Source organism: Paenibacillus sp. N22P23 (assembly GCF_059383735.1).
The window spans coordinates 38391-60589 of sequence record NZ_JBXENT010000013.1 but is presented as its reverse complement, the minus strand read 5'-3'; the positions used below and the strand labels follow the sequence as shown (position 1 = coordinate 60589).

The following is a 22199-nucleotide window of genomic DNA, read 5'->3' as shown; positions in this document are numbered from 1 at the left end:
AGGACAACTGACGATGAAGACCATATTGGAAGCAACCGCCGTGCGCAAAGTATACGGCGCTAAGGGCAATCTATATACCGCACTGCAGGACATCGACCTCACTGTGCAGGAAGGTGAGTTCGTCGGTATCATGGGCCCGTCCGGGTCAGGCAAGACGACATTGCTGAACCTGCTGGCGACGATTGATCAGCCGACGGCCGGCGATATTATCATTGACGGCCAGAGCATGCTGCGCATGAACGAGGAGCAGCTATCGGCGTTTAGGCGCAGCAAGCTCGGCTTTATTTTTCAAGATTTCAATTTGCTCGATACGCTGACGGTGAAGGAGAATATTATATTGCCGCTTGCGCTCTCGAAGGTGAAAGCTTCTGATATGGAGCGACGTGCCGAGGAGGTCGCCGCCACCTTCGGAATAGGGGCTATCCTCGATAAGTACCCCTATCACATCTCCGGCGGTCAGAAGCAGCGGACGGCTGCCGCCCGCGCGATGATCGCACGACCGAGTTTGCTGCTCGCGGACGAGCCGACCGGCTCGCTTGACTCCAAAGCAGCCGCCGACCTGCTGGACAGCTTGAGGGGATTGAATGAGCAAGACCGTGCCACCATTCTCATGGTCACGCATGATGCGTTTGCCGCGAGCTACTGCAAACGGGTTATTTTTATAAAGGATGGGACGTTGTTTACCGAATTGGTGCGAGGATCGATGCCGCGCAGCCAATTCTTCAAGAAGGTGCTCGATGTGCTGGCCGTGCTTGGAGGTGGCGCTGGTGACCTTGTTTAGTTTGGTTAAGAAGAATCTGATCGGCAACGCGCGCAGCTATCTGCTCTATTTCGTCTCGCTCGTGCTGAGTGTCATGATCTACTTCACCTTCGTTTCGTTAATGTACAGCCGTGAAATCAAGGCCACCATGGAGCTTGCGGACAGCATTCGCAACGTGTTCTTCGGCGCTTCTATCGTGCTCATTCTATTCGTTGCCGTGTTTATCTGGTTCTCGAACGGCTTCTTCACGAGGCGGAGAAAAAAGGAAGTCGGACTCTATGCGCTGCTTGGCATTCGCAAAAGAACCATCGGCCTGCTTCTCTTCTATGAGAATCTGCTGATGGGTGCAGCGGCGCTTGGAGCAGGGGTGCTGCTCGGCACGCTACTTTCCAAAATGTTCGCGATGATCTTCTTGAAGCTGCTGGATTCCGCGGTAGAGGTCAGCTTCCGTTTCTCCGGCGCTGCCATCGTCAATACGGTCATCGTGTTCATGGCGCTCATCTTGCTGGTGTCGGTACGGGCTTACCGCCTGGTCTACCGGTTCCAGCTCGCGCAGCTCTTTCAAGCGGACAAAGAAGGCGAGCATGCTCCGCGCACTTCACTGGTCGCTGCCCTTGCGGCCGCAGCGCTGCTTGCAGGCAGCTATTGGATCGTGTTTCAACCGATGACGACCAGTGAGCAGATGGGCCGGAACGGCTTGCTGTTCTTGATCGGGCTGATTGCGGGGACGTATCTCCTGTTTCGCTCCGGCATTATGAAGCTGCTGCAGCTGGCGCAGCGGAACAAATCCCGCTACTATTCAGGGATGAACCTCGTTGCCGTCTCTCAGCTCGCGTACCGCATGAAGGGCAATACCCGCACGCTGACCATGATCGCGCTGCTGAGTGCGATGGCGCTAAGCGCAGTCAGCACGGGGTATATTATGTATACCGACAACGGACGGGCAGCTGAGGAGTCTGCGCCGTTCAGCTACAGCTGGGTCAGCCGCGGCGAGCTTGACGCGAAGGCTATTGCTCTTATCGAGGCGGACAAATCGCACCCGGTTACGGCGCAGGCGCAAATTCCTGTCCTGCGCGCGGTAGGTGACGTATCGAAGCTTGTCTATATTCCGTCCGCCTTTCCCGCTGCCGAAATGCCGATGAAAGTGATGTCGGCCAGCGCATACGCAGACGCCGTCCGAGCGCTCGGAGAACGCAGCCAGCTGGGTGAGCTGCAGCGCGATGAGGCCGCTATCATTCGGCCGCGTTATACGTCCGATCTCTCGTCTGCCGATTTCGTCGGCCGCACGATTGATTGGCGCGGCAAGGATGCAGCTGCTGTCGCTCCGCGGACGGAGGTTCGCTTGACGCAGCTCTTGGAGGAGCACGTGCTGCGATGGGGTTATCCCGACCTTGCGCTGGTCGTAAGCGACGAGACGTTTGCCGCGATGTCGAAGACTGCGCTTCCGATTACGTATATGGCATACAACGTCGAGAATGAACGTAAGACAGGCGCGACGGCCAAGACACTGCTTGCGATGGCGGAAGATGATGATGAAATGTCGCCGTTCTACACCCCTTACCGCGAAGGACTGGAGAATGGCGGTCTGAATTTGTTCATCCTCGGCTTCCTCGGGCTGGTGTTCCTTGCGGCGACCGGGAGCATCATCTACTTTAAGCAGCTGGCCGAGGCACATGCTGACCGCGAACGCTATGCGGTGCTGCGCAAGATCGGCGTCAGCCGGCAAGAGATCCGCCGGGCGATCGCGAAGCAAACGCAGTTCATCTTCGCGCTGCCGCTTCTTGTCGGCATCGCCCATTGCGCCATGATTCTGAAGGTGCTGGACAATGTGAACCTGATTGCCGGCAGCTGGAGCATTGCATTGGCCATGATCGCTTATGTGATCATTTACACGGTGTACTACGGCATTACGGTCGCATCCGTGAATCGGATCGTCAACGGAACTGCGGCATAATGTCGCGCACCGTATATGCGCGTACAACAAAAAGGACGGTGCAGCTTGAACCTGCTCCGTCCCTTTTTGTTGTTTAGTTCATGAAGCCCACGAATTGCAGCCAACGCTTCAATACAACCGCTGCTTCCGCGCGCGTTGCATTCGCTTTAGGTGCAAATGCGCCTGCTTGATTGCCTTGCAGAATGTCTGCGCCTGCAGCTTGTGCTACAGCAGCCTGTGCCCAGCCTGCAATGCTGCCTTTGTCTGTGAAGGAAAGCGACGTTGCAGCGGATGATTTACCCGCGAACTTAAGCGCTCCAGCCAGCATGACAGCCATTTCTTCACGCGTAATCGTTGCGTTCGGCGCAAAGCTGTCCTTGCTGCGTCCGGAAACGATGCCTGCTTCTACTACGGCATGAACGGCACTTGCGTACCATTTGTCAGCCGGAACATCAGTAAAGGCTGTATCGGTTTCCACCATCTCAAGACCAAGCGCTCTTGCCAACATAGCGGCAAACTCCGCACGTGTTACAGTGCTGCTTGGCGAGAATGTGCTTGTTGAAGTGCCCTTCACAAGCAGCGCCGAAGCGAGCAACTCGATTTCTTTCTTCGCCCAATGCGTGGTCACATCGGCAAATGTTTTTGGAGCGACTTGGACGATACCGTAGAGGCTTGCATGAGGAGCCTTAATAACGGCTTCTACTGTACCTTTGTCATTCGTCACCGTTGCCGGGATGAAGGACATTTCGCCTGTTGCAGGATCAACGAGAACAGCCATAAACTGCTTGTCTGCACCTTGACCTTCTACAACGATTGTTCTGGTTACATAGGTGCTGCCGAAGTTTGTGATCTCTTCGGATTTACCGCCTGCGCTTGCAGTCACGGTAAAGTTAACGACACCGACAACGTTCATGTTGTTCGCTTTCGCGCTGTCTGCGATTTGCTGCTCTTGCTCCTTCGTCGGAGCCGTCATCTCGATGGAAACCGTCATGCCGCTTAAATCGGAACCAAGCGATTTCGCAAGACCTTTATAGTCCACTGTGCTAATCGGTAAATTGAAGCTTCCGTTATCGGTCTCTACAACGATGACCGCATTCGGAGTCGATGCTGCTGCATCAGCAAGCACACTTGCCGGCAAATTGAAATCGATGTTATCTGCCGCTTGATCGAGATGGATCACGATCGTTTGTTTCGATGCGTCCTTGCCTTTCAGCGATTCGAACGCCTTCGTAAGATCCTCGGTATTCGGCGTAACCGTTATAACGGTTTTACCGTCCGGCGTTGTGCCTGTTTTCACGTCATTAGCATCCGGAGTAAGAACAACACCATTATCCCCATCGGTTACAGGGTTATCCGGCAGTGTCGGTACGCTAGGGCCTCCCGGAACAAACGTCGATGCCGTTGTCACCGATACGATATTGGATTCACCCGCGCTCGGTCCTCCGGATACAACAATCCTGAATTTATAAGCCTTGCCCGCCTTTAGGCCTTTTACCGTCGCCGTTGCAGCATCTGATGCAAGCCATTCTGTCGTTTCGGATTTGGTCCATGTTGCCCCGTTATCGGTCGATTGTTCGATAGCCAGCTCCCAAGCTTCCGATACAGCGGTCCATTCGAACTGAGCTTCTGTTTCGGTAACGGCTTTATTCGTGAAATCGGTGATCGGTGTCGCTATGGTCGTCACATCCACGATGTTGGACACGCCGGCATTCGGACCGCCCGTGACAACGATTCTGAATTTGTAGGCGGTACCTGCCTTCAGGCCCTGTACCTTCGCATTCGAAGCGTTTAGAGCAAGCGGTGCAGTCGTCTTCGCTGCTTTCCAAGTTACTCCATCGTCACTCGACTGGTCGATCGAAATCGCTTTCGCTCCAGCCACAGCTGTCCATTCGAATTCGGCCTCATGCTCGTTAAACGATTTATTCGTGAGGTCGCTGATCGCTTCAGTAGCTGCCAGCTCATCGACGAAGTCCTGCAAGCCTTTGCCATCGATTGTCTCTTGCGGCGTTCCCGTCGCTTCCGAATCCACTTCCAGGAAGTTCTTGTCGATAAACGCCAGATCCTCTCCGTCAACGAGTCCATCCTGGTTCAAATCTTCCGCCGGGAAATTCGTATCGGATCGCTTGTAGGCTTGTGCGGCTACCAGCTGCGCATCCAAGATATCGATCATATGGTCACCGTTCACATCACCTGCAAGACTAAGCATTTGAGGCATGATTGCATTTTCGCCCACGGCTTCATCAAACATCGTTTTCCCGAGTTTCATAGTTGATGTGCTAATCAAGTGTCCAGGGATCTTGACTGTGAATTCAATCGCGTTCTCACTGAGCGGAATCTCATCAAAGTAAGCTCTGCCATTCGGTTCAATCAATCCTTCATACGTTGAGCCATCAAGACTCGCGGATACTTGAGCTCCGATCTTACTGTAGTCCTTCGGATAATTTAAGCTGCCGCCCATGCCCTCGTAGAAGGTCATGAACGTTTCTGGGAATATTGAGCCTTCCAGCTCTGAGTGTTTAGCAATTACTTTAAACCCGTCAATTTGATTAAAAACAGGCATTTCGGCAGCAGCTTCTTCTCCTGCTTTCGTGTAATTGAATGTTTCGATATTTTGTTCAATATTCATCTTATCGAGGCCGGTATAGTTCTTGTCATTGACCAGTTTGAAGGTCACATCCAGGAATGGCATATCGCCATCAAATCCGGTAACATGATCGCCGACTAAAGAAGCGCCGACTCTAACCCTGCTCTTGGATCCGTAAACCTCGTCAGGACGAACAACCGCATCATCCAGCTTGACAGTTACGCCTGCTTCATCCGCTTTTGCCTGGAATGCAGGGTTTGCTTTCACGTCTACAAATTCAAAGAACTTGTAGAAGCTTACATCGTAGTTGCCAGCAATCAAGTCTTCAACATTGTTCAGGTTGAGCGTCATCGTGACCTCGTCACCCAAAACAACGCGATCCAAATCATACTCTGGCACGACATACGGAGAGCCTGCTTTAATAAATCCGTAATGCTGGAAATCAGCAACCAAATAACCGTTCGTCGCCAAATCGATTGGGAATAAGGTCAGCGTAAGCGGCTTGTCCTTTTTCGTTTCCGGATCAATCAGATCTTCGCGCGTGACGCCAAACTTCACATCGCCGTTGTCCTCGACTTTGAACTCGCCGTCCGGGTAGACGTTCTGATTCTGGTAATAGAACAGACGGTTAGCGGCTTGCGTGATGCCAAGCGGCGCCAGCTTTGCCGTCCCTTCGTCGAACAGATTGGCATGAATCCAAATGGCATTGTGGCTGGTGCCTTGCAACTCCTCAGTCGTAAACATAGAATCTTCGACCTCATACACGCCCGGTGCATAATCTTCGAACGTGAGCGTAGGGCGCTTATTGTCGATAATAAACATGGTTTCCTTCGTATAGCTGGTTCCTTTCGCATCTTTCGCAATCATGCGCAGCGTATATTCGCCTTCTTTCAGAAGTTCATACTGCGTCGAAATATGATTGTCGGCAGGATCCCCGATATATGGTAAATACCATTCACCCACTTGTAACCAGATCAATTCATCAATTGGAGCATCAGTTGCATCAAGAGGTTCCGGATTGAAACTGCCAATTGGATTTCCATCCTTGTCCGTCACAACGCTTTCGATAGAGACCATGGCGCTATTCAGCTTGAACATCATAAATTTAGTACCATCTTGGAACGGGTGACTTACCGACGGATACTCCGACATGAACGCCGGGTTGTACAGATACATTTCGTCGATGCCTGGCTCCACAACACGAATCGCAAAAGGAACCTGATACTTCTCATTCCCATTATCTGCGTTGGTGAGGTGGACATAGCCTTCGTATCTGCCGTTTGCCGCAGTCTGCGGAACGACAACCGTTACCGGCAACGTTACGGATGCGCCTGCCGGAACTTTAACGGAATCGACGCCACCCACATCAACCGTAACGTTGTTGTCGGCCGCGCTCACGCTGCCACCTGCGAAGAACTCAGCAGCAAACGTAAATGTTTTATCGATTGCGCTATGATTCGCGATGGTCATATTTCTGCTTTCGCCAATGTCCGTGAACTTCGCGTGATTGCCGTAGGAAATCGAACCCGTAGGGTTGTCGATTGTCACCGGCATTCCATTCTGATCAAGCGTCTGGACTTTGTTCAGTACCGTGATGGACACATCCGCATTCACGGCTTCCTTCACATCGACTTCGCCTGCACCGACTTGATAGACGGAGTAGTCGCCGTTCAGGTCATCCGCCGTATTCATCAGCGCTGCTCGGACATCGAAAGGTGTATACTCGGGATGCTGCTGCAAAATCAGAGCGATAATACCCGCTACATGAGGCGTTGCCATCGATGTGCCGGAGATTCGCGAATAAGCATGCGAATAGTCAATGCCTTCTTCCTTGCTGTGAATATACTCCGGGTAAGTGGAATAGACATTCACGCCTGGTCCAACGACATCCGGTTTGATATCATAGCTGCCATTAACCGGGCCTACTCCGCTGAAACCAGCTAAATGGCCGCCTTCTGTAACGGTGCTTCCCATGGCGCTGAACGATACTTTCGGAGCTGCCATTCCTTTCAAAGCTTCACCATTTGCTAGGGTGGTTCCGAAGGTTGGGATTAAACCGGAACCATCGCCAACAAAAGGAATATCGCCATCTACGTTATTAGACATGATCGCAGCAATAGCGCCAGCTTTCGCTGCATTCTCGACTTTGGTTTGAAGAGGAAGCGTTCCGCGCTGAATGAAAGCAACTTTACCCGCAAGGTCCTTGCCTTCGAAGTCAGCCGTATCCGCTAATCCTACATCAACAATTTCGAAAGGTTGTTCTGTGTTCAGCAAACCTTCCATTGAGGAATAGTTGTATGCAATAACATGCATCTCTTCCAGAGAAATCGAACCCGAAGCATCCGACACACTGCCCGACATGGTCTTCAGCGCAATCGCAAAATCGCTTGCACCAACTGTGATGCCTAGCGGCGATGTACCTGGTGAAGTTACCGTCTTCTCATCCGGCCCCGCATTCCCTGCCGCTACCGCGCATGCTACCCCAAGCAGCGTAGCGTTATTGATTGAGACGGCCTCAGCCATGAGCGGGTCATTAACCATAACCCCAAGAGAAAGATTGATGACATCCATGCCGTCTTGAACGGCTTTATCTATCCCCGCCATAATTTGACTCTCCGTGCCGCTGCCGTAAGGGCCCAATACGCGGTATACGTACAAGTCCGCCTCAGGCGCTACGCCCAGTGTCGGAGCGTCGGTTGCGGTGTTCTCGGCGCGGCCAACGATTGTTCCCGATACGTGCGTACCGTGAGACGTGTAGTAGGTTCCGCTTCCCTGATCCTCCGGTTGACCGGATGCTTGCCAATCCTTATACGTGGTTTCCATCGGGTCTGCATCGTTATCGATGGCGTCCCAGCCTTTAATTGTAGACGGATCGATCGTCTTTGGATCCACGCCCTCTTGCGCGCGATAGCCTTTGTAGGCGTGCGTCAAATCCGGATGGTTATAGTCGATCCCCGTGTCGAGAACGCCAACTTTAATCCCTTGGCCTTTAATGCCCTGCGCATGCAAGTCATTAATGCCGTCCAGCGGAATCGAGTTATCGGTGGACGGCGCATCGGATTGCTGGACGGCTTCTGTACCGGTCAGCAGCTCCATCTCTTTCGGATCCAGCTGTACGACATTGTCCTTATAAATCGTTTTAACGACGCCTGAACGAAGCAGGCTTTCGATATCTTTGCCCGGCAAAGTCATGGCAACGCCGTTAAAAGCATGGTGATATTCTCTGGTAATTGCTACTTCTTCAGCTTCATAGGTAGTCGGGCCTTGCTGGGCCGCTTTCTTCTCTACCAACTGCTGCACATAGCTTTTGAACGTCGCATGGTCGTCTTCAGCTTCCTCTAACGCTTTGTTAGGGGAAATGTTCACACCTTTGGACGATTGTTTGAGCACTTCCACCTGTGCAGGTGCCTGCTTAAATTCCACGATGACGGAGACGGAAGCCGAGCTAGTAAGGTCAAGCTCAGGCGAAATAACAGGACGCTTGAAGTCCAGCTGTTTCAGTGCGTTCTTTTGCGCGGGTGAGAGCTTGTAGTTGGAAGGACTAGCGTCCTGAATCGGATTCGCTGCAAACACATTATAGGGAAGGGCAAGCGATAATAGCATACTGCCGACGATAACTTTCGAAACTAGCTTGTTTCTGCTGCTTTTGTGCATACCGACTCTCCTTCAAGTAGAAAAAATAATAGAATAGAACAACTCTATTATGTAAATCTACTTGCAATCCTACCAAGCCACAATGGGGGGAATTTCGGCATAAAAAAGCCCCATCCTTAGATAGGACGGGGCTTTCAATTGTAATTATGTTTCCATTTTTTCCAGTTTAACTGTCATTTCTCCAGCAAAATCGATAAAAATTGCTTAGTTCGCTCCTGCCGAGGACTTCCAAATATTTGCTCAGGTGGGCCTTCTTCGACGATTACGCCCTCGTCGATCATGATAATGCGGTCGGCCACTTCACGAGCAAACTTCATCTCATGCGTGACGATCATCATCGTCCGTCCTTCTTTGGCAAGCTCGCGGATGACTTTCAATACCTCCTGCACCAATTCAGGATCGAGCGCGGAGGTCGGTTCGTCGAAGAGCAGCAGCTTGGGATCGATGGACATGGCGCGCGCTATACCGATCCGCTGCTGCTGACCGCCTGATAGCTGATGCGGGTAAGCATCCGCTTTATCCGCGAGTCCTACTTTATCGAGCAGCTCCAGCGCCCGCGCTCTTGCCTGCGCTTTCGTTCGGCGCAGTGCCGTAATCTGCCCCTCCATAACGTTCTGAAGAGCCGTCAAATGAGGGAACAAATGATACGCCTGAAACACCATCCCCGTTTGCCGCCGCAGTGACAGCACGTCCGCTATCTTCGGCTTCACGCCGGGCTGAAAGTCGATGCTCGCCTTGCCAATCGCAACCGAGCCCGAGGTCGGTACCTCCAGCACATTCAGACAGCGCAGCAGCGTTGATTTGCCTGAGCCGGACGGTCCAATAACGACAAGCACGCTGCCCTGCTCAATTCGCATATCGATGCCTCTAAGCACGGCAGAGGTGCCGAACGATTTGGTTAGATTTTGAACCTGGATCATCGCTCTTTCATCACACTCCTCTACCCGGCATCATACCGTTCGTAATATCGTTCCAATCGCCGCTGGAGCGTGGATAGCACCGTGCATAGCAGCAAATAGATCAGTGCCACTTCACAATAGATGAGCAGCGGTTCATAGACCCTTGCCACAATTTGCTGACCTTTCTGGAACAATTCGGTTAATGTCAACGTCGCCGCCAGCGAAGTATCCTTCACCAGGCTGATAAACGAATTCGATAACGGCGGCACGGATACGCGCGCAGCCTGGGGCAGGATAATTCGGCGCAGCGCCGTTAAGCGCGTCTGTCCAAGTGAATAAGCAGCTTCCCACTGCCCTCGTGGAATGGAGATGATTGCGGCACGTATGATTTCCGAGCCATATGCACCTACGCTGAGCGAGAACCCGATTACCGCCGCTGGGAATACACCCATTGTAATTCCGACACTCGGCAGCCCGTAGAAAATAATAAAAAGCTGAACAATCAGCGGCGTTCCGCGGATGATCCAAACATAGAAGCGTGCCAACTGAGCCAGTGCGCGCAAATCCGACAGCCGTACAAGTGCGGTCACGACTGCCAGCAGCAGCCCAAGCACAAACGAAATAAGCGTTAAGGGTACTGTGAAAGCTAACCCTGCCTTCAGCAAGGGCATGAAAGACTCGAAAAATATGTGCAGCAGCCGCTCTGTACGATCGCTCATGATGATTAACCGCCTCTTTTACTGCGATACATCCTCGCCGAAATAGGTTTTGGAAATAGTCAAATAGGTGCCGTCCGCTTTCATATCAGCAAGTGCCTTATTAATAGCAGTGACCAGTTCAGCATTGCCTTTATGGAGCAGCAAGCCGCTTTGGGAAGCATTATTCGTCTCGTCGACTACTTTGATCGGGACATCAGGACGCTGCTTTTTCAAATCCAGAAAACTGAGCTTATCATTAATGGTTGCATCGATTCGGCCGGAGGTGAGCAGGTCGATTGCTTGGTTAAAACCGTCAATCTGGACAAGCTCCGCGCCGTTCGCCTTTGCAATATCGCCTAGGTCGCTAGTCAGCGACTGCCCGGACTTCTTGCCTTTGAGATCAGCCAGTTTCTTAATGTCGGTGTTGCTCTCCTGCACGATGAGCACAGCCTTTGAAACAATATAAGGATCGGAGAAGTCATACTTCTCCTTCCGATCATCCCGAATCGTAACCTCGTTCGCCACCATTTCGAAGCGTTTCGCATCAAGACCTGCCAGCATGCCATCCCACTTCGTTTCGATGAACTTCGCTTTTACGCCAAGCCGCTTGGCCACTTCTTCCGCGATCTGCACATCAAAGCCCGTAAGCTTCCCATCTTTATCATGAAAGGTAAATGGGGCATAGGTGCCCTCCGTACCAATCGTAATCTCGCCGTTCGATTTGATGGTTTCCAGCAAATTGGTGCCCGGCGCATCGGCATGATTGCTTGATTCTTGCTTGCCGCAAGCGGGCATAGTAAAGGTCAGCAGTGCAGCAGCCGCAAGCGTCATATATAAACGGTTTGATCCTGTCTTCAACGTGATCCCCCCTTATTATTTTGGGGATAGTATGCTAACTTCTTCCTTGGTTCATTCCTCCTCTTACCCCCATGATTGTACAGTCTGCGATAAATTAGAGGGGCTTTCGTTCGTTGACAGTCCAAAGGGGTGTACTATAATAAATAGAGCTACTTACACGTTTACCAGAAAGGAAGTCACCTTATGAATCAACTGACAGGCGAAACCGCCGGCATGCCGCGCTCCAGACGACTCTGGACTGCAGCCGTGCTCGGCTCGCTTAGCGCATTCGGACCGCTGTCGCTCGATATGTATTTGCCCGCGCTGCCGAAGCTGGCCGACGATTTGAACACCAGTACCTCGCTAGCTCAGCTAAGCCTAACCGCTTGCCTGATCGGACTCGCGCTCGGCCAGCTGTTCGCAGGCCCCATCAGTGATGTGCGCGGCCGCCGCCAGCCTCTCCTAATTGGTTTGCTGCTGTACACCGTATCATCGCTGCTATGTGCAATAGCACCATCGATTGGAACGTTCATCGTACTGCGGTTCGTGCAGGGACTGGCCGGTGCGGCCGGCATCGTCATCGCGCGCGCGATTGTGCGTGACTTGTATACGGGGCCGGAGCTGACCAAGTTCTTCTCCCTGCTCATGCTCGTCAACGGTATTGCGCCGATTGCCGCTCCTATATTCGGAGGACAGCTGCTTCACTTTACGACTTGGCATGGCGTGTTTGTCGTGCTTGGCGCGATTGGTCTTATTATGTTCATTGCCGTTCTGCTAGGTCTTCCTGAGACACTCCCGATCAACCGACGTGCGAAAGGCGGCATCTTGAATACTCTCTCGACGTTTCGCGGTCTGCTGACGAACCGTTCGTTCATGGGGTATGCACTGGCACAAGGCTTCGTCATGGCCGCGATGTTTGCCTATATCTCCGGTTCACCGTTCGTGCTGCAGGATGTGTATGGCGTATCCCCGCAGATATTCAGTCTCTGCTTCGCTATTAACGGTCTCGGCATTATCGTAGCAAGCCAAACCGCCGGTCGGTTGGCAGGCCGCGTGAACGAGGTAAAGCTGCTCCTCACCGGACTTTGTCTGGCTGCACTCGGCGGCGTCACACTGCTGCTCATGCTGCTTATCCATGCGCCGCTGCTGCTCGTTCTGATTCCGCTGTTCTTCGTAGTCGCAAGCGTCGGGATGGTCACTACAATGGGCTTCTCGCTGTCGATGCGCAGTCAGGGACATGCGGCTGGAAGTGCTTCGGCGCTGCAAGGACTCATGTCGTTCCTGTTTGGCTCCATCGTTGCACCGTTTGTCGGAATCGCCGGCAGCAATACGGCGATTCCGATGGGGATCATCATTGCCGCTCTCGATGTGTTAGCTCTGGTAATCTTCCTGCTGTTAGTCGGCAAATCCGCAATGACAGCTGCAGCAGCAACAGCACAAAAATCCCCTTCATCCGGGCCGCAGCGCTAGATTGCGCTGCATCCCCCGGTGAAGGGGATTTTTTCGGTGGAATAATCGTTTAGCCAAACACGCGCTTAATGGCCTCCAAATATGCCATCCCGTTCTTCGTATCCGGCTCCAAGTAGCTGCCTTCCGTCCATTCATTCCATGCGTTGACCGTGAACGCCGGAAAACTGTTCTCCCCGCTCGCCAGAAAAAGCTTCATGCACTGCAGTGACTCCTCGAACAGCTCCGGTGTGTTGCCGGACAGCATGCCCATGTACGGATAACCGAGATTCTCATACCCATCCGACTGCACGGTTCGCGGCGAAGAGTCCCAGCCCATCGTCACATTCGGCAGATAGGGGAGGCTGTACATCGCGGAAAATTTTGACCAATCCTCAGCCGATTTCACGCTGATCTCGGCATACGGCGTCTCCGGAAACGTCGGAAGCTCCTGATGGTGAATCCATACATACGAGGAAACGCTGTCGATGCCAAGGGCAGCCAGCAGCTCGTTGCCATTGGTGATTTTCTGCTCGCCGGGAAGAATCTGCACGCCCCATACGACCGCATTCAGATGCAGCTCGCCGAGCCCTGCCGCGCGGACACGCGCACGGAAATCCTCGAGTGCCTCTCTCGTTGCCTCAATGCTGCCAAGCCCTTTGACCAAACTCATCAGTTCGTACACCGAGAAATACAGCTTCTCGTCCACGCGCCAATAGTTCGGCCTTGTGAAATAGGTCTTGATCATGTGGTCGGTTGCCTGCGTAAAGGCTTCACGGCTAACCGTGCCTTGCGCCAAAATATTATAAGGCGTGCTTCGCTGAGCCGGATGGATATCCATCCAATCATGGTTCGCCCACATCAAGGCAAATTTCAACCGACTGTTGTTGTCCGCACCCAGAAAACCTTCCTCCAGCGCTCGATCCAAATACGGCCCATCCTCGTACCAGTACCAGTCGAAAATAAACGTATCCACGCCATGGTCGGCAGCGGCGTCGATTTTGCGCGACATAACGGCAGGGTCTGCTTCATCCTCATAGCCCCACAGCGGCACTTTCGGTTGATCATGCCCTGCAAAACGCGGCTCAGCCCGCTTCGTCAGCTCCCACTCTGTCCACCCTTTGCCATGCCAGGCTTCATTGCGCTTATCCACATGATAGTTCGGAAAATAATAGACGGCTACTTCAGGTTTGCTCATCGAATTGATCGGCCTCCAAACGAATAAAAGGATCATCTGCTAGGTCCATCCTACCCCAGCTGCGATGATCCTGTATTTGGAGCGCAGGCGTTATTTTTTGCACAAAAAGCGAATGACAGAGGAATTGCTAGCCACAGCTTAAGGAGTACCAAGCAGGGAGTCGCCATACGACCGCGGCGGCATCCCTTCAAGCTTCTTGAAGAGGCGGCTAAAATAATGCAAGTCCTCGTAGCCGCACAACACAGCAATTTCGCCAACGGACAACTCTCCTTGCCGCAGCAGCTCTTTGGCCCGCTCCATGCGAAACCGCGCCAAGTAGCGCGTCCACGAGAGCCCGGTCGCTTGCTTGAACAGGGTTCGGGCGTATTTAGCCGTCATGCCGTAGCTGCGGACGATGCTATCTAAGTCGAGTTCCGTGCGATAGCCCTTGCGCATGAGCTCAATCATTTCCGCAATCATCGCCTTGTGCGGGCTGTCCTGTTTAATGCCCTCCGAAGTGTGCGTGTCTGCAAGCAGCATCCCGATCACATCGAGCAGACACGCTCGCATCCGCACCTGGTAACCGAAGGGCTTACGCGCGAACAGGTCCAGCAGCTCCGCGAACCGTTCCCCGAATCGATGCGATTGTGCTGCGGAATGATGGACAGCCGGCAGCTCGAAGTCTGTAAACTGCAGCGTTTGTCGCTCCAGCAGTTCCTCTTGCACCGGCACCTCGGGTAAATTGGCATAGTCCACTTTGACATACACGTCATCGGAGAAATCCTGCTCCTGCCCCAGATAGATCGGATCGAAGTGGCAGGCATAATAAGCGAAAGCGCCGCCTCCCGTCACCCTGCACGCATTAGTCGTGAGCGGTGGAATAATATGCAGGTCGCCTGCCCGCAGCACATATTCAACGTCACCCAGCGTGTAACATGCGCTGCCTCGCGTCACATAAATAAACTCATAGTCGTAAATTATTCTGCGCGGCACGCGGTAGTGCTCGTCGCCTTCATTGTAGTGAACGTACCGCACATAGGGGGCCAGCTGCAGCAGGCCGATCGGTATAGGTAGCGACATGGCCGTAATGCCTCCCGGTACAATAGGATGATTTTATTATAGGCTACGTTAGAATCATTCGCACGGCGAATAGCGCGAGTGCCGCGCACATGATGCGAATGAGCAGCTTGCTGCCAATTTTTCGCGAGATAATCGCCCCTAAGTAGCCGCCAATCAGCGCCCCCGGCGCAAGCGGCAGCACCAGCTGCCAGTCCCACTCCCCGCGATACAGATGCATGCCGCTGCCGAAGAGTGCCGAAACCAAGATGACGGACATCGACGTCGCTGTCGCGATATGTGGCGGAAACCGAAAGAGCAGCACCATAGCAGGGATAAGCAGCACGCCGCCTCCGATGCCAAGCAATCCGGAGATCAGGCCGACTGCCCCTCCGATGAGAAGTGCCGGGAGCATGCTGTAGCCATAGTCATGCTGAGCCCCGCTTCCGTCCACGTACGACTTCGTATATCGCCATGCTCCTCGGAATGGTTTGATGCGGCTGCGAAGCAGCAGTAATACGACCATGAACAGCATGAAGTATCCGAACGCCCGTCGAAAAACATCCGGCTCAAACAGCGAGGTTAAACTGGCACCGACCACCGACATGGGACCGCTCGAGATGGAGAAGAAAAGCGCGCAGCGAAGATCGGTTTTGCCCTCTCTATAGAAAGTGATCGTCGACGTCAGCGAAGTAAATACGAGCACGCCTAGTGAAACGCCGACCGCCATGGTTGTATCGATGTCCATGCCCAGCATAGAAGGACCGAGCAGCAGCAGCGCAGGTATGATAATGACGCCGCCCCCGAGACCGACGATGGCACCGAAGGTCGAAGCGACTAATCCAAGTGCGAACAGAATGAGCAGGGTGGGCAAGTCCCACATGAACCTATCTAGAGCCAGAGCCATTGCGCGTATGTACCCTCATTTCCGTGTGTAAGCTTCTGCCTCCTATTATACAAAAATAAGGGCTCCCCCGCGTCCAGTAGCAGACACTCGGGAAAGCCCTTATTGTTTATAAGAAATGATGGATATCATTAGTCCGTTTCACCTTCTGCTGCTTCTTCTTCGGCAGCAGCTTCTTCCGCAACTTCCTCCGATTCTTCAGCTTCTACAGCTGCTTCTTCTTCGGATGATGCTTCTTCTTCAGATGCTTCTTCCTCGGATTCTTCTGCCGCTTCCTCAGCTTCTTCAGCTGCTTCTTCGGCTTCCTCGGATGCTTCAGCCGCTGCTTCTTCTGCAGCTTCTTCGCTTGCTGCAGCTACTTCCTCAGCTGCCTCCAGCTCACTAGAAATTTCTTCTGAAATTACCTCTTCCTCATGGCTCATAGTAATCACCTCCTGGGTTGTTGTTACTATTATTGTAGCGCTTTCATAGAAGGTTACAAGAGTGTAAAATGTCGGAAAATAGCAGTTGCAAACTTTATTTTCCGATATTCATAGATTGTGACGAAAAGGCGCAAAACCTGTGTAAAATAGGCGTTTCTTGCATGTTTGCAACCGGGTCTGGTCAGACTAACAGAGGCGAATTCCGAAGGAGGTAATCACATGGACCAAACGAGCGATTTCGTGAACAAGCTGCACGACACGCAGGCCAAAGCCGAAGGCAATAAACAGCGCTCAGGCAAAGGCGCCCCAGCTAAGCAGCTGGGCAACAAACAGCACGCGACGAACAAATAGCTTTGCGCGCGGCGGAGAGGTAAAAAGGCGGAGAGGCATATCCCTCTCCGCCTTTTTATTGTCGCTTGCCGATTAGCTACCATGTAGATCTCTGGGTGTGCTTCTTGCGCCGAATTTTGCTGATTAGCTACCATGTAGATCTCTGAGTGTGCTTCTTGCGCTGAAATTCGCTGATTGGTGCTCATGTAGATCTGGGTGTGCTTCTTACGCTGAAGTAAGCTGAGGTTAGATAGATGTGTTGCTCTGGGAGCTACTCTTCACTCGACAGCTTCAGCCCTGCTGCTGCTGCCCCTCCGCCCGCAGCGCCTCCATGATCTCCTCCGCGGCGCGCTCGCCACTTTCGACGGCGCCGTTCATGTAGCCTTGGAAGATGACGGAGGTGTGCTCACCGGCAAAATGGCAGGCGCCTTTACTGCCTTCACGCTCTGCTTCAATACCAGTGAACTTGGTATACTGTCCCACCCTACGGTAGGCGTACGAGCCGAGCGTGAACGGATTGCCCGGCCAATAGTCGCGCGTCACCTTGCCATTCCAGCGCTGCGTAATACCGGGTACCACCGGCTCCAACTGATGCAGAAACTGCTGCGCTCGCTCCGGCAGCGAGCCGATGTTCATCCCTTCAGCCACGTTGCCTCCCGTATACGCGACCAGAATACCCGATTTCCCCGATTGGCCGCGGGTGACATCGAATGTATTTTGATAACCGCCGTCGGTGATTGTATCCCCGTTGCAGCCGGTCGAATTCCAGTGGCGGTCGGTGAACTGCACATGAAGCTTGCTGTTTGCCCCCATGCCGAGCTCCTCGATCGCGTACATTTTGAGCGGCCGAAAACCCGCATTGCTGTAATCCACAGAACTACGCAGAATCGAGAACGGGATCGTAAGCACCACATGCTCCGCCACCACATCATGCGTACCATTCCGATCCTGCATAGTCAGCCGATAGCTGCCATCTGCCGACTCCGTAATTGCGATTAACCGGCAGCCACGCTGCAGTGTGCCAGGCGCGAGCCTGTCCATCAGCCGATGCATGATTTGATCGTTCCCCCCACGCACATGGTAGCGCTCATCCGACACGCCAAACACGCTAAACTTCTCCCCATCCGGGATATAGTCGTGTAGATACAGGAAATTCAAGGCACTTTGCTGCGAAGACTCCGCCCCATACTCAATGTTGCAGGCAATATCAATCAGCTTCCCGAACTTCGAAAGCTTGCCGCCGGGTACGCTCTCTTCAATCCAATCCACGACCGACATTCGGTCGAGCTCAAGGCCCCGCGGCGTATATTGGTTATACAACGTTGGAAATCCTGCAGCCTTCAAATCCGCATTCAACTTCGGCACTACCGCCTGAAAGTCTCGCGTCGCATCGGCCAGTGTATAAGGCACTCCGTCAAAATAATAACAAGGCTCTGTACCCTCCACCTCTGCAGCTAACAAATCATTCAGCGTAAGGCCGAGCTCCTCGATCAACCTGCGCAAAGCAACATGGCCAGTATCAATCAGCATACCGCCACGCTCAATTGACTGCCCCTCGTCAAAAGCGCCTCGGCGGGTATCTACGCGGCCGGGAATCTTTTTATGATCAGCTTCGAACACAACAGGTGCGAAGCCTGCCTCCTCAAGCCGATACGCACAAGTAAGTCCGGCAAGACCACCTCCAATAATGGCGATTCGGGATACGGGTACAGATTGCGAAGCTTTCACCGGAGGATGAAAAGGGGAAGTAATCGGCTCGGCGTGAGGCAGCGCAAGCGGATGAGCGGCTTTTCTTTTCCATTCGTAGACGACTTGTTCAAAAGGGATTTTTCTCTGGTTAGCCTCTTCGAGAACGACATACATGTCTTTCAATAAACGAGCCAGCGCGGTATGAGGCATACGATCCTCCTTCATGGACTGTCCATTATCTATCAATCTAGTACTATGTATGTGCAGACTGTAAGGAAGTGGAAACGGCGCTCTATGATTTTCCGCGCACAACAAAAAGGCCCACAACTCTTCATCAAGAGTCATGGGCCTTGGCCTCGTTTAGGTTCGTTTAGTCGACGTAGCCGGCAATACCTTTATCCATCAAATATTCCATCTCAACGTCCAAAATCGTTTCCACCGTCAGCTCGTCCAGCTTCAGCCCAGGCCGGCTCAAAATATAATCCACAAGCTCATCGCTGTCGATGTTCACTTCGCCATTCTTGTCTTCTTGCGTGTTGTTGATGAACGTCTGCTCATGCTGCAGAACCTGTTCGATGCTGCTCGGTGCTGCTTTTGTTTTGCCGGCGATGAACTGAACCAGCTCTTGCATGTTGATTTCTTCACTCATGTGGGGTCAACTCCTAGTCGGTTAATTGTGGTAAAACCATTGTATCATCCCAGTTAGGGGATCAGCAAAATTTTGCCCGTACTCGCACGGCTCTCTAAGTAGCGATGCGCTTCAGCGCCATCGGCCAACGTGAATGTTCTGGGCTGCGATAGGCGAATCCTGCCCTCCAGCATATCCGCAAACAGTGCGTTTCCGCGCTTGCTGCGTTCCTCGGCAGATGTAATGTGGTTCCATAGGTCACCGCCGGTGAGTGTTTTGCTCGTATCCATCAGCATCCGCGGATCAACCGGCGCCGGATCGCCACCGGCCATCCCGAAGAAAACGACCGTTCCTTTGGTACGAACCGCTTTGAAGCTGTCCATCAACGTAGAACCTACGGAGTCGTAAGCCACATCGAGACCTTTTTCAGCAGAGTTATCATACCCCGCAGACCACTTCAGCACATCACTCACCCAGTCCGTGTTGTACAGAAATACTTCGTCGGCCCCTGCCGCGAGCGCCGCATCACGTTTGGCAGGGCTGGAAGTAAGGCCGATGACTACGGCGCCTCTAGCCTTACATAATTGAATGAGCAGTTGGCCAACCCCGCCCGCGGCTGCGTGAACGAGTACCTTATCGTCTTGTTTTACGGCGTAACTGTCGTTAACAAGATATTGTGCCGTTAGCCCTTGCAGCAGGACAGCTGCGGCTGCCTCGTAACTAATACCCTCCGGAAGCTTGATAACTCGGTCAGCAGGCACAAGGACAAGCTCAGCATTTGCGCGTGGTACATCCGCGAACCCGATGCGGTCACCGACCTCGATGCCTTCAACGTCAGACGCTACCTCCTCGACCACGCCAGCACCTTCATAACCCAGTATATAAGGAGGCTCACCGACCAAATGGTAATTGCCGCGCCGCCGATAGATATCCGCGTAATTGAGACCGATCGCCCGCATGCGAACTTTTACCGTGCCTGCCTGAAGCTCCGGTTCCGGGATATCTTGAAGCGCCAGCACCTCCGGACCGCCAAATGTATGGAAAACTAAAGCTTTCATTTTGTCGTCTGTCACCTCACCATGGATTCACCATCTAGCTTACTCTTAACATGCATTCGTCTCAAGTCGGCCAGGCCGAGTAGAAGCCCCCCGCTTAGGATATCCACTCAAAAAATGTTACAATACCTCTACAGTAACGATCGGTCCATACCGTTTCAGCGTGAGTAAGGGAGATGTTCATGGTGATGCCAAGCAATGGGAGTAATGGGGTCAATGGAATAAATCGGGGAAATGGAATCGATGGGGGAAAGAAAGATGCTCGTCGCATTTTGATTGTGACGGCTGTTGACGCCGAGCGTGACGCGGTGCTGCGCGGGCTAGGCCCGGAGGCGGCGCAGTTTCATGTCATCGCCGCCGGAGTTGGCCCGGCCGCAGCCGCGGCCGTAACAGCGGCGACATTGGCGCTGGGTGGCGGAGCCGGGATTGAGGCGAAGGCGAGCCTGGCCGCAGGTTATGCGGCGGGCTCCGCTGAGGCGGGCGACCTAGCGGCTTGCGCTGACGCCGCCGCGACCGCGGGCGGGTACCGCCTGGTCATCAGCGCAGGCATTGCCGGCGGCTTTGCCGAGCGGGCCGCGCTCGGCTCGCTTGTGGTCGCGAGCGAGATCATCGCCGCCGACCTAGGCGTCGAGACCCCGGGCGGCTTCGCCAGCGTAGATGAGCTCGGTTTCGGCTCATCCCGCATCGGGGTCTGCGCGCGCAGCGCGGGCGCTTTGGCCGCGGCGCTTAGCGCGGCCGGTCTGCCGGTTGTCACGGGGCCGGTGCTCACCGTGACAACGGCAACAGGCACAGCCGCCACAGCAGCGGAGCATGTGCGGCGTGTGCCGGAAGCCGCAGCCGAAGCGATGGAAGGCTTCGGCGTGGCAAGCGCAGCTCAGCACTTCGGCGTGCCCGTGCTGGAGCTGCGCGCGATCTCGAACGCGGTTGGCCCGCGTGACCGCGAAGCGTGGCGCATCGGCGATGCGCTGCTGGCGCTTGAGCGCGGCTGCGCAATTCTAAAGGAGGTGCTCGCATGAAAATGAATATAGCGTTCTCGCCATGTCCGAATGATACCTTTATCTATCATGCTTTGGTTCACGGGTTAATTCCGGGCGCACCCGAATTTGACGTGACTTATGCGGATATCGATATAACAAACAAATGGGCCGCGAAAGGTGCCGGCCCCGAAGTACTCAAAATCTCCTACGCCGCCCTGCCTTGGGTGCTGGATGAATACGCCTTGCTGCCTTGCGGCGGTGCACTGGGACGCGGATGCGGTCCGCTCGTACTGACGAGCGGAGACGCAAACAATCCCGCCTCGCTAGCAGGCAAGCGAATTGCCGTGCCAAGCGATCGCTCTACCGCTTACTTGCTCTTCCGTCTATGGGCCGCGCAGCTTGTCCCGGACGGCAACATGGAAATCATCGTCATGCCATTCCATGAAATCATGCCTGCTGTCAGAGATGGCTCCGTCGACGCAGGTCTCGTCATCCATGAAGCCCGCTTCACGTACCAGAACTACGGCCTCAACATGATAGCTGACCTTGGCAGCTGGTGGGAATCCGATACCGGTCTGCCAATTCCGCTCGGCGCCATTATTGCCCGCCGTTCTCTCGATGCAGCATCGCTTACGTCGTGGATTCGTGCCTCTGTCGAATACGCATGGGCGCATCCCGAAGAGTCTGCTGCTTATGTCATGCAGCATGCACAGGAAATGTCGCCAGACGTTGCTAAGCAGCACATCGCGCTGTACGTCAACGACTACTCCGCTAACCTCGGCGACAGCGGCTATGCTGCCGTTGAAGCGCTGCTCGGACGAGCTGCGCAAGAAGGCCTAGTTCCTGCATTCGACCTAGCCAAGCTTCGCCTCTAAACTAGCTTCCTCACAAACACAAGAGCTGCCCCAAAAGTGTACGACTTTTGAGGCAGCTCTTGTTTGTTTGCTTGGCTTTTAAGTGACTTGATATTGCAGAACAATATTCTAACGAACCCTAGGGCCCTTATTTCAGCCAAATGACGAGATTTGAAAATCTAACGAACCCTACAGGCGCTATTCCGTGTTCTGATGCTGTTTTTCGCTCCATTTGCCCCTAATAACGCCCTCAGGGTTCGTTAGAACAAAAGCAGTTACTCGTCGTCGATTCTGAT

General features: G+C 53.5%; 17 protein-coding genes. 6 read left to right on the top strand and 11 right to left on the bottom strand.

The window, feature by feature from the left end:
* Positions 1-13 precede the first annotated feature (13 nt).
* Complete coding sequence (locus tag AC506A_RS28700) at positions 14-781, top strand: ABC transporter ATP-binding protein (protein ID WP_495464436.1); 768 nt, start codon at positions 14-16, stop codon at positions 779-781.
* Positions 768-2714, top strand: coding sequence for an FtsX-like permease family protein (locus tag AC506A_RS28695; RefSeq protein ID WP_495464435.1), 1947 nt, complete (start codon positions 768-770; stop codon positions 2712-2714). Before AC506A_RS28700 ends, AC506A_RS28695 begins: the two co-directional genes overlap by 14 nt.
* 73 nt (positions 2715-2787) lie before the next feature.
* Here AC506A_RS28695 and AC506A_RS28690 read toward each other — a convergent pair whose 3' ends face one another.
* The 4 genes from AC506A_RS28690 to AC506A_RS28675 all read right to left on the bottom strand — a co-directional run bounded on the left by AC506A_RS28690 (position 2788) and on the right by AC506A_RS28675 (position 11323).
* Positions 2788-8931 carry a S8 family serine peptidase gene (locus AC506A_RS28690; protein WP_495464434.1) on the bottom strand — a complete coding sequence of 2048 codons (6144 nt, stop codon included), beginning with the start codon at positions 8929-8931 and terminating at the stop codon, positions 2788-2790.
* 173 nt (positions 8932-9104) lie between these two features.
* A complete protein-coding gene (locus tag AC506A_RS28685) occupies positions 9105-9851 on the bottom strand; it encodes an amino acid ABC transporter ATP-binding protein (RefSeq protein ID WP_495464433.1) in 747 nt (248 codons plus the stop codon).
* 20 nt (positions 9852-9871) lie between these two features.
* On the bottom strand, positions 9872-10549 hold the full coding sequence (locus AC506A_RS28680) for an amino acid ABC transporter permease (RefSeq protein ID WP_495464432.1): 678 nt from the start codon (positions 10547-10549) through the stop codon (positions 9872-9874).
* Between the two features lie 18 nt (positions 10550-10567).
* The gene (locus tag AC506A_RS28675; protein WP_495464483.1) at positions 10568-11323 is read right to left on the bottom strand and encodes an amino acid ABC transporter substrate-binding protein; all 756 of its coding nucleotides are present in this window, start codon (positions 11321-11323) and stop codon (positions 10568-10570) included.
* Between the two features lie 246 nt (positions 11324-11569).
* On the opposite strand from AC506A_RS28675, the gene AC506A_RS28670 reads away from it, so the two are divergent.
* Positions 11570-12835, top strand: a complete 1266-nt coding sequence (locus AC506A_RS28670) for a multidrug effflux MFS transporter (protein ID WP_495464431.1) — start codon at positions 11570-11572, stop codon at positions 12833-12835.
* Between the two features lie 49 nt (positions 12836-12884).
* Here the strand turns inward: AC506A_RS28670 and AC506A_RS28665 are convergent, their stop codons facing one another.
* The 4 genes from AC506A_RS28665 to AC506A_RS28650 all read right to left on the bottom strand — a co-directional run bounded on the left by AC506A_RS28665 (position 12885) and on the right by AC506A_RS28650 (position 16370).
* Positions 12885-14009, bottom strand: coding sequence for a glycosyltransferase WbsX family protein (locus tag AC506A_RS28665; protein ID WP_495464430.1), 1125 nt, complete (start codon positions 14007-14009; stop codon positions 12885-12887).
* Positions 14010-14147: 138 nt separating this feature from the next.
* The gene (locus tag AC506A_RS28660) at positions 14148-15068 is read right to left on the bottom strand and encodes a helix-turn-helix domain-containing protein (RefSeq protein ID WP_495464429.1); all 921 of its coding nucleotides are present in this window, start codon (positions 15066-15068) and stop codon (positions 14148-14150) included.
* 43 nt (positions 15069-15111) lie between these two features.
* Complete coding sequence (locus tag AC506A_RS28655; RefSeq protein ID WP_495464428.1) at positions 15112-15951, bottom strand: sulfite exporter TauE/SafE family protein; 840 nt, start codon at positions 15949-15951, stop codon at positions 15112-15114.
* A 128-nt stretch (positions 15952-16079) separates the two neighbouring features.
* On the bottom strand, positions 16080-16370 hold the full coding sequence (locus AC506A_RS28650) for a hypothetical protein (RefSeq protein WP_495464427.1): 291 nt from the start codon (positions 16368-16370) through the stop codon (positions 16080-16082).
* A gap of 219 nt (positions 16371-16589) precedes the next feature.
* Here AC506A_RS28650 and AC506A_RS28645 point away from each other — a divergent pair, with 219 nt between their 5' ends.
* The gene (locus AC506A_RS28645; RefSeq protein WP_495464426.1) at positions 16590-16721 is read left to right on the top strand and encodes a DUF4023 domain-containing protein; all 132 of its coding nucleotides are present in this window, start codon (positions 16590-16592) and stop codon (positions 16719-16721) included.
* A gap of 270 nt (positions 16722-16991) precedes the next feature.
* On the opposite strand, the gene AC506A_RS28640 is transcribed toward AC506A_RS28645, so the two are convergent.
* The 3 genes from AC506A_RS28640 to AC506A_RS28630 form a co-directional block, all read right to left on the bottom strand.
* Positions 16992-18599, bottom strand: coding sequence for a flavin monoamine oxidase family protein (locus AC506A_RS28640; protein ID WP_495464425.1), 1608 nt, complete (start codon positions 18597-18599; stop codon positions 16992-16994).
* Positions 18600-18759: 160 nt separating this feature from the next.
* On the bottom strand, positions 18760-19038 hold the full coding sequence (locus AC506A_RS28635) for a hypothetical protein (RefSeq protein ID WP_495464424.1): 279 nt from the start codon (positions 19036-19038) through the stop codon (positions 18760-18762).
* Between the two features lie 53 nt (positions 19039-19091).
* Positions 19092-20075, bottom strand: a complete 984-nt coding sequence (locus AC506A_RS28630; protein WP_495464423.1) for a quinone oxidoreductase family protein — start codon at positions 20073-20075, stop codon at positions 19092-19094.
* 173 nt (positions 20076-20248) lie between these two features.
* Between AC506A_RS28630 and AC506A_RS28625 the strand changes: the two genes are divergently transcribed.
* Complete coding sequence (locus AC506A_RS28625; RefSeq protein ID WP_495464422.1) at positions 20249-21088, top strand: futalosine hydrolase; 840 nt, start codon at positions 20249-20251, stop codon at positions 21086-21088.
* A gap of 2 nt (positions 21089-21090) precedes the next feature.
* Complete coding sequence (locus tag AC506A_RS28620) at positions 21091-21924, top strand: 1,4-dihydroxy-6-naphtoate synthase (RefSeq protein ID WP_495464482.1); 834 nt, start codon at positions 21091-21093, stop codon at positions 21922-21924.
* The last annotated feature ends 275 nt before the right edge of the window (positions 21925-22199 follow it).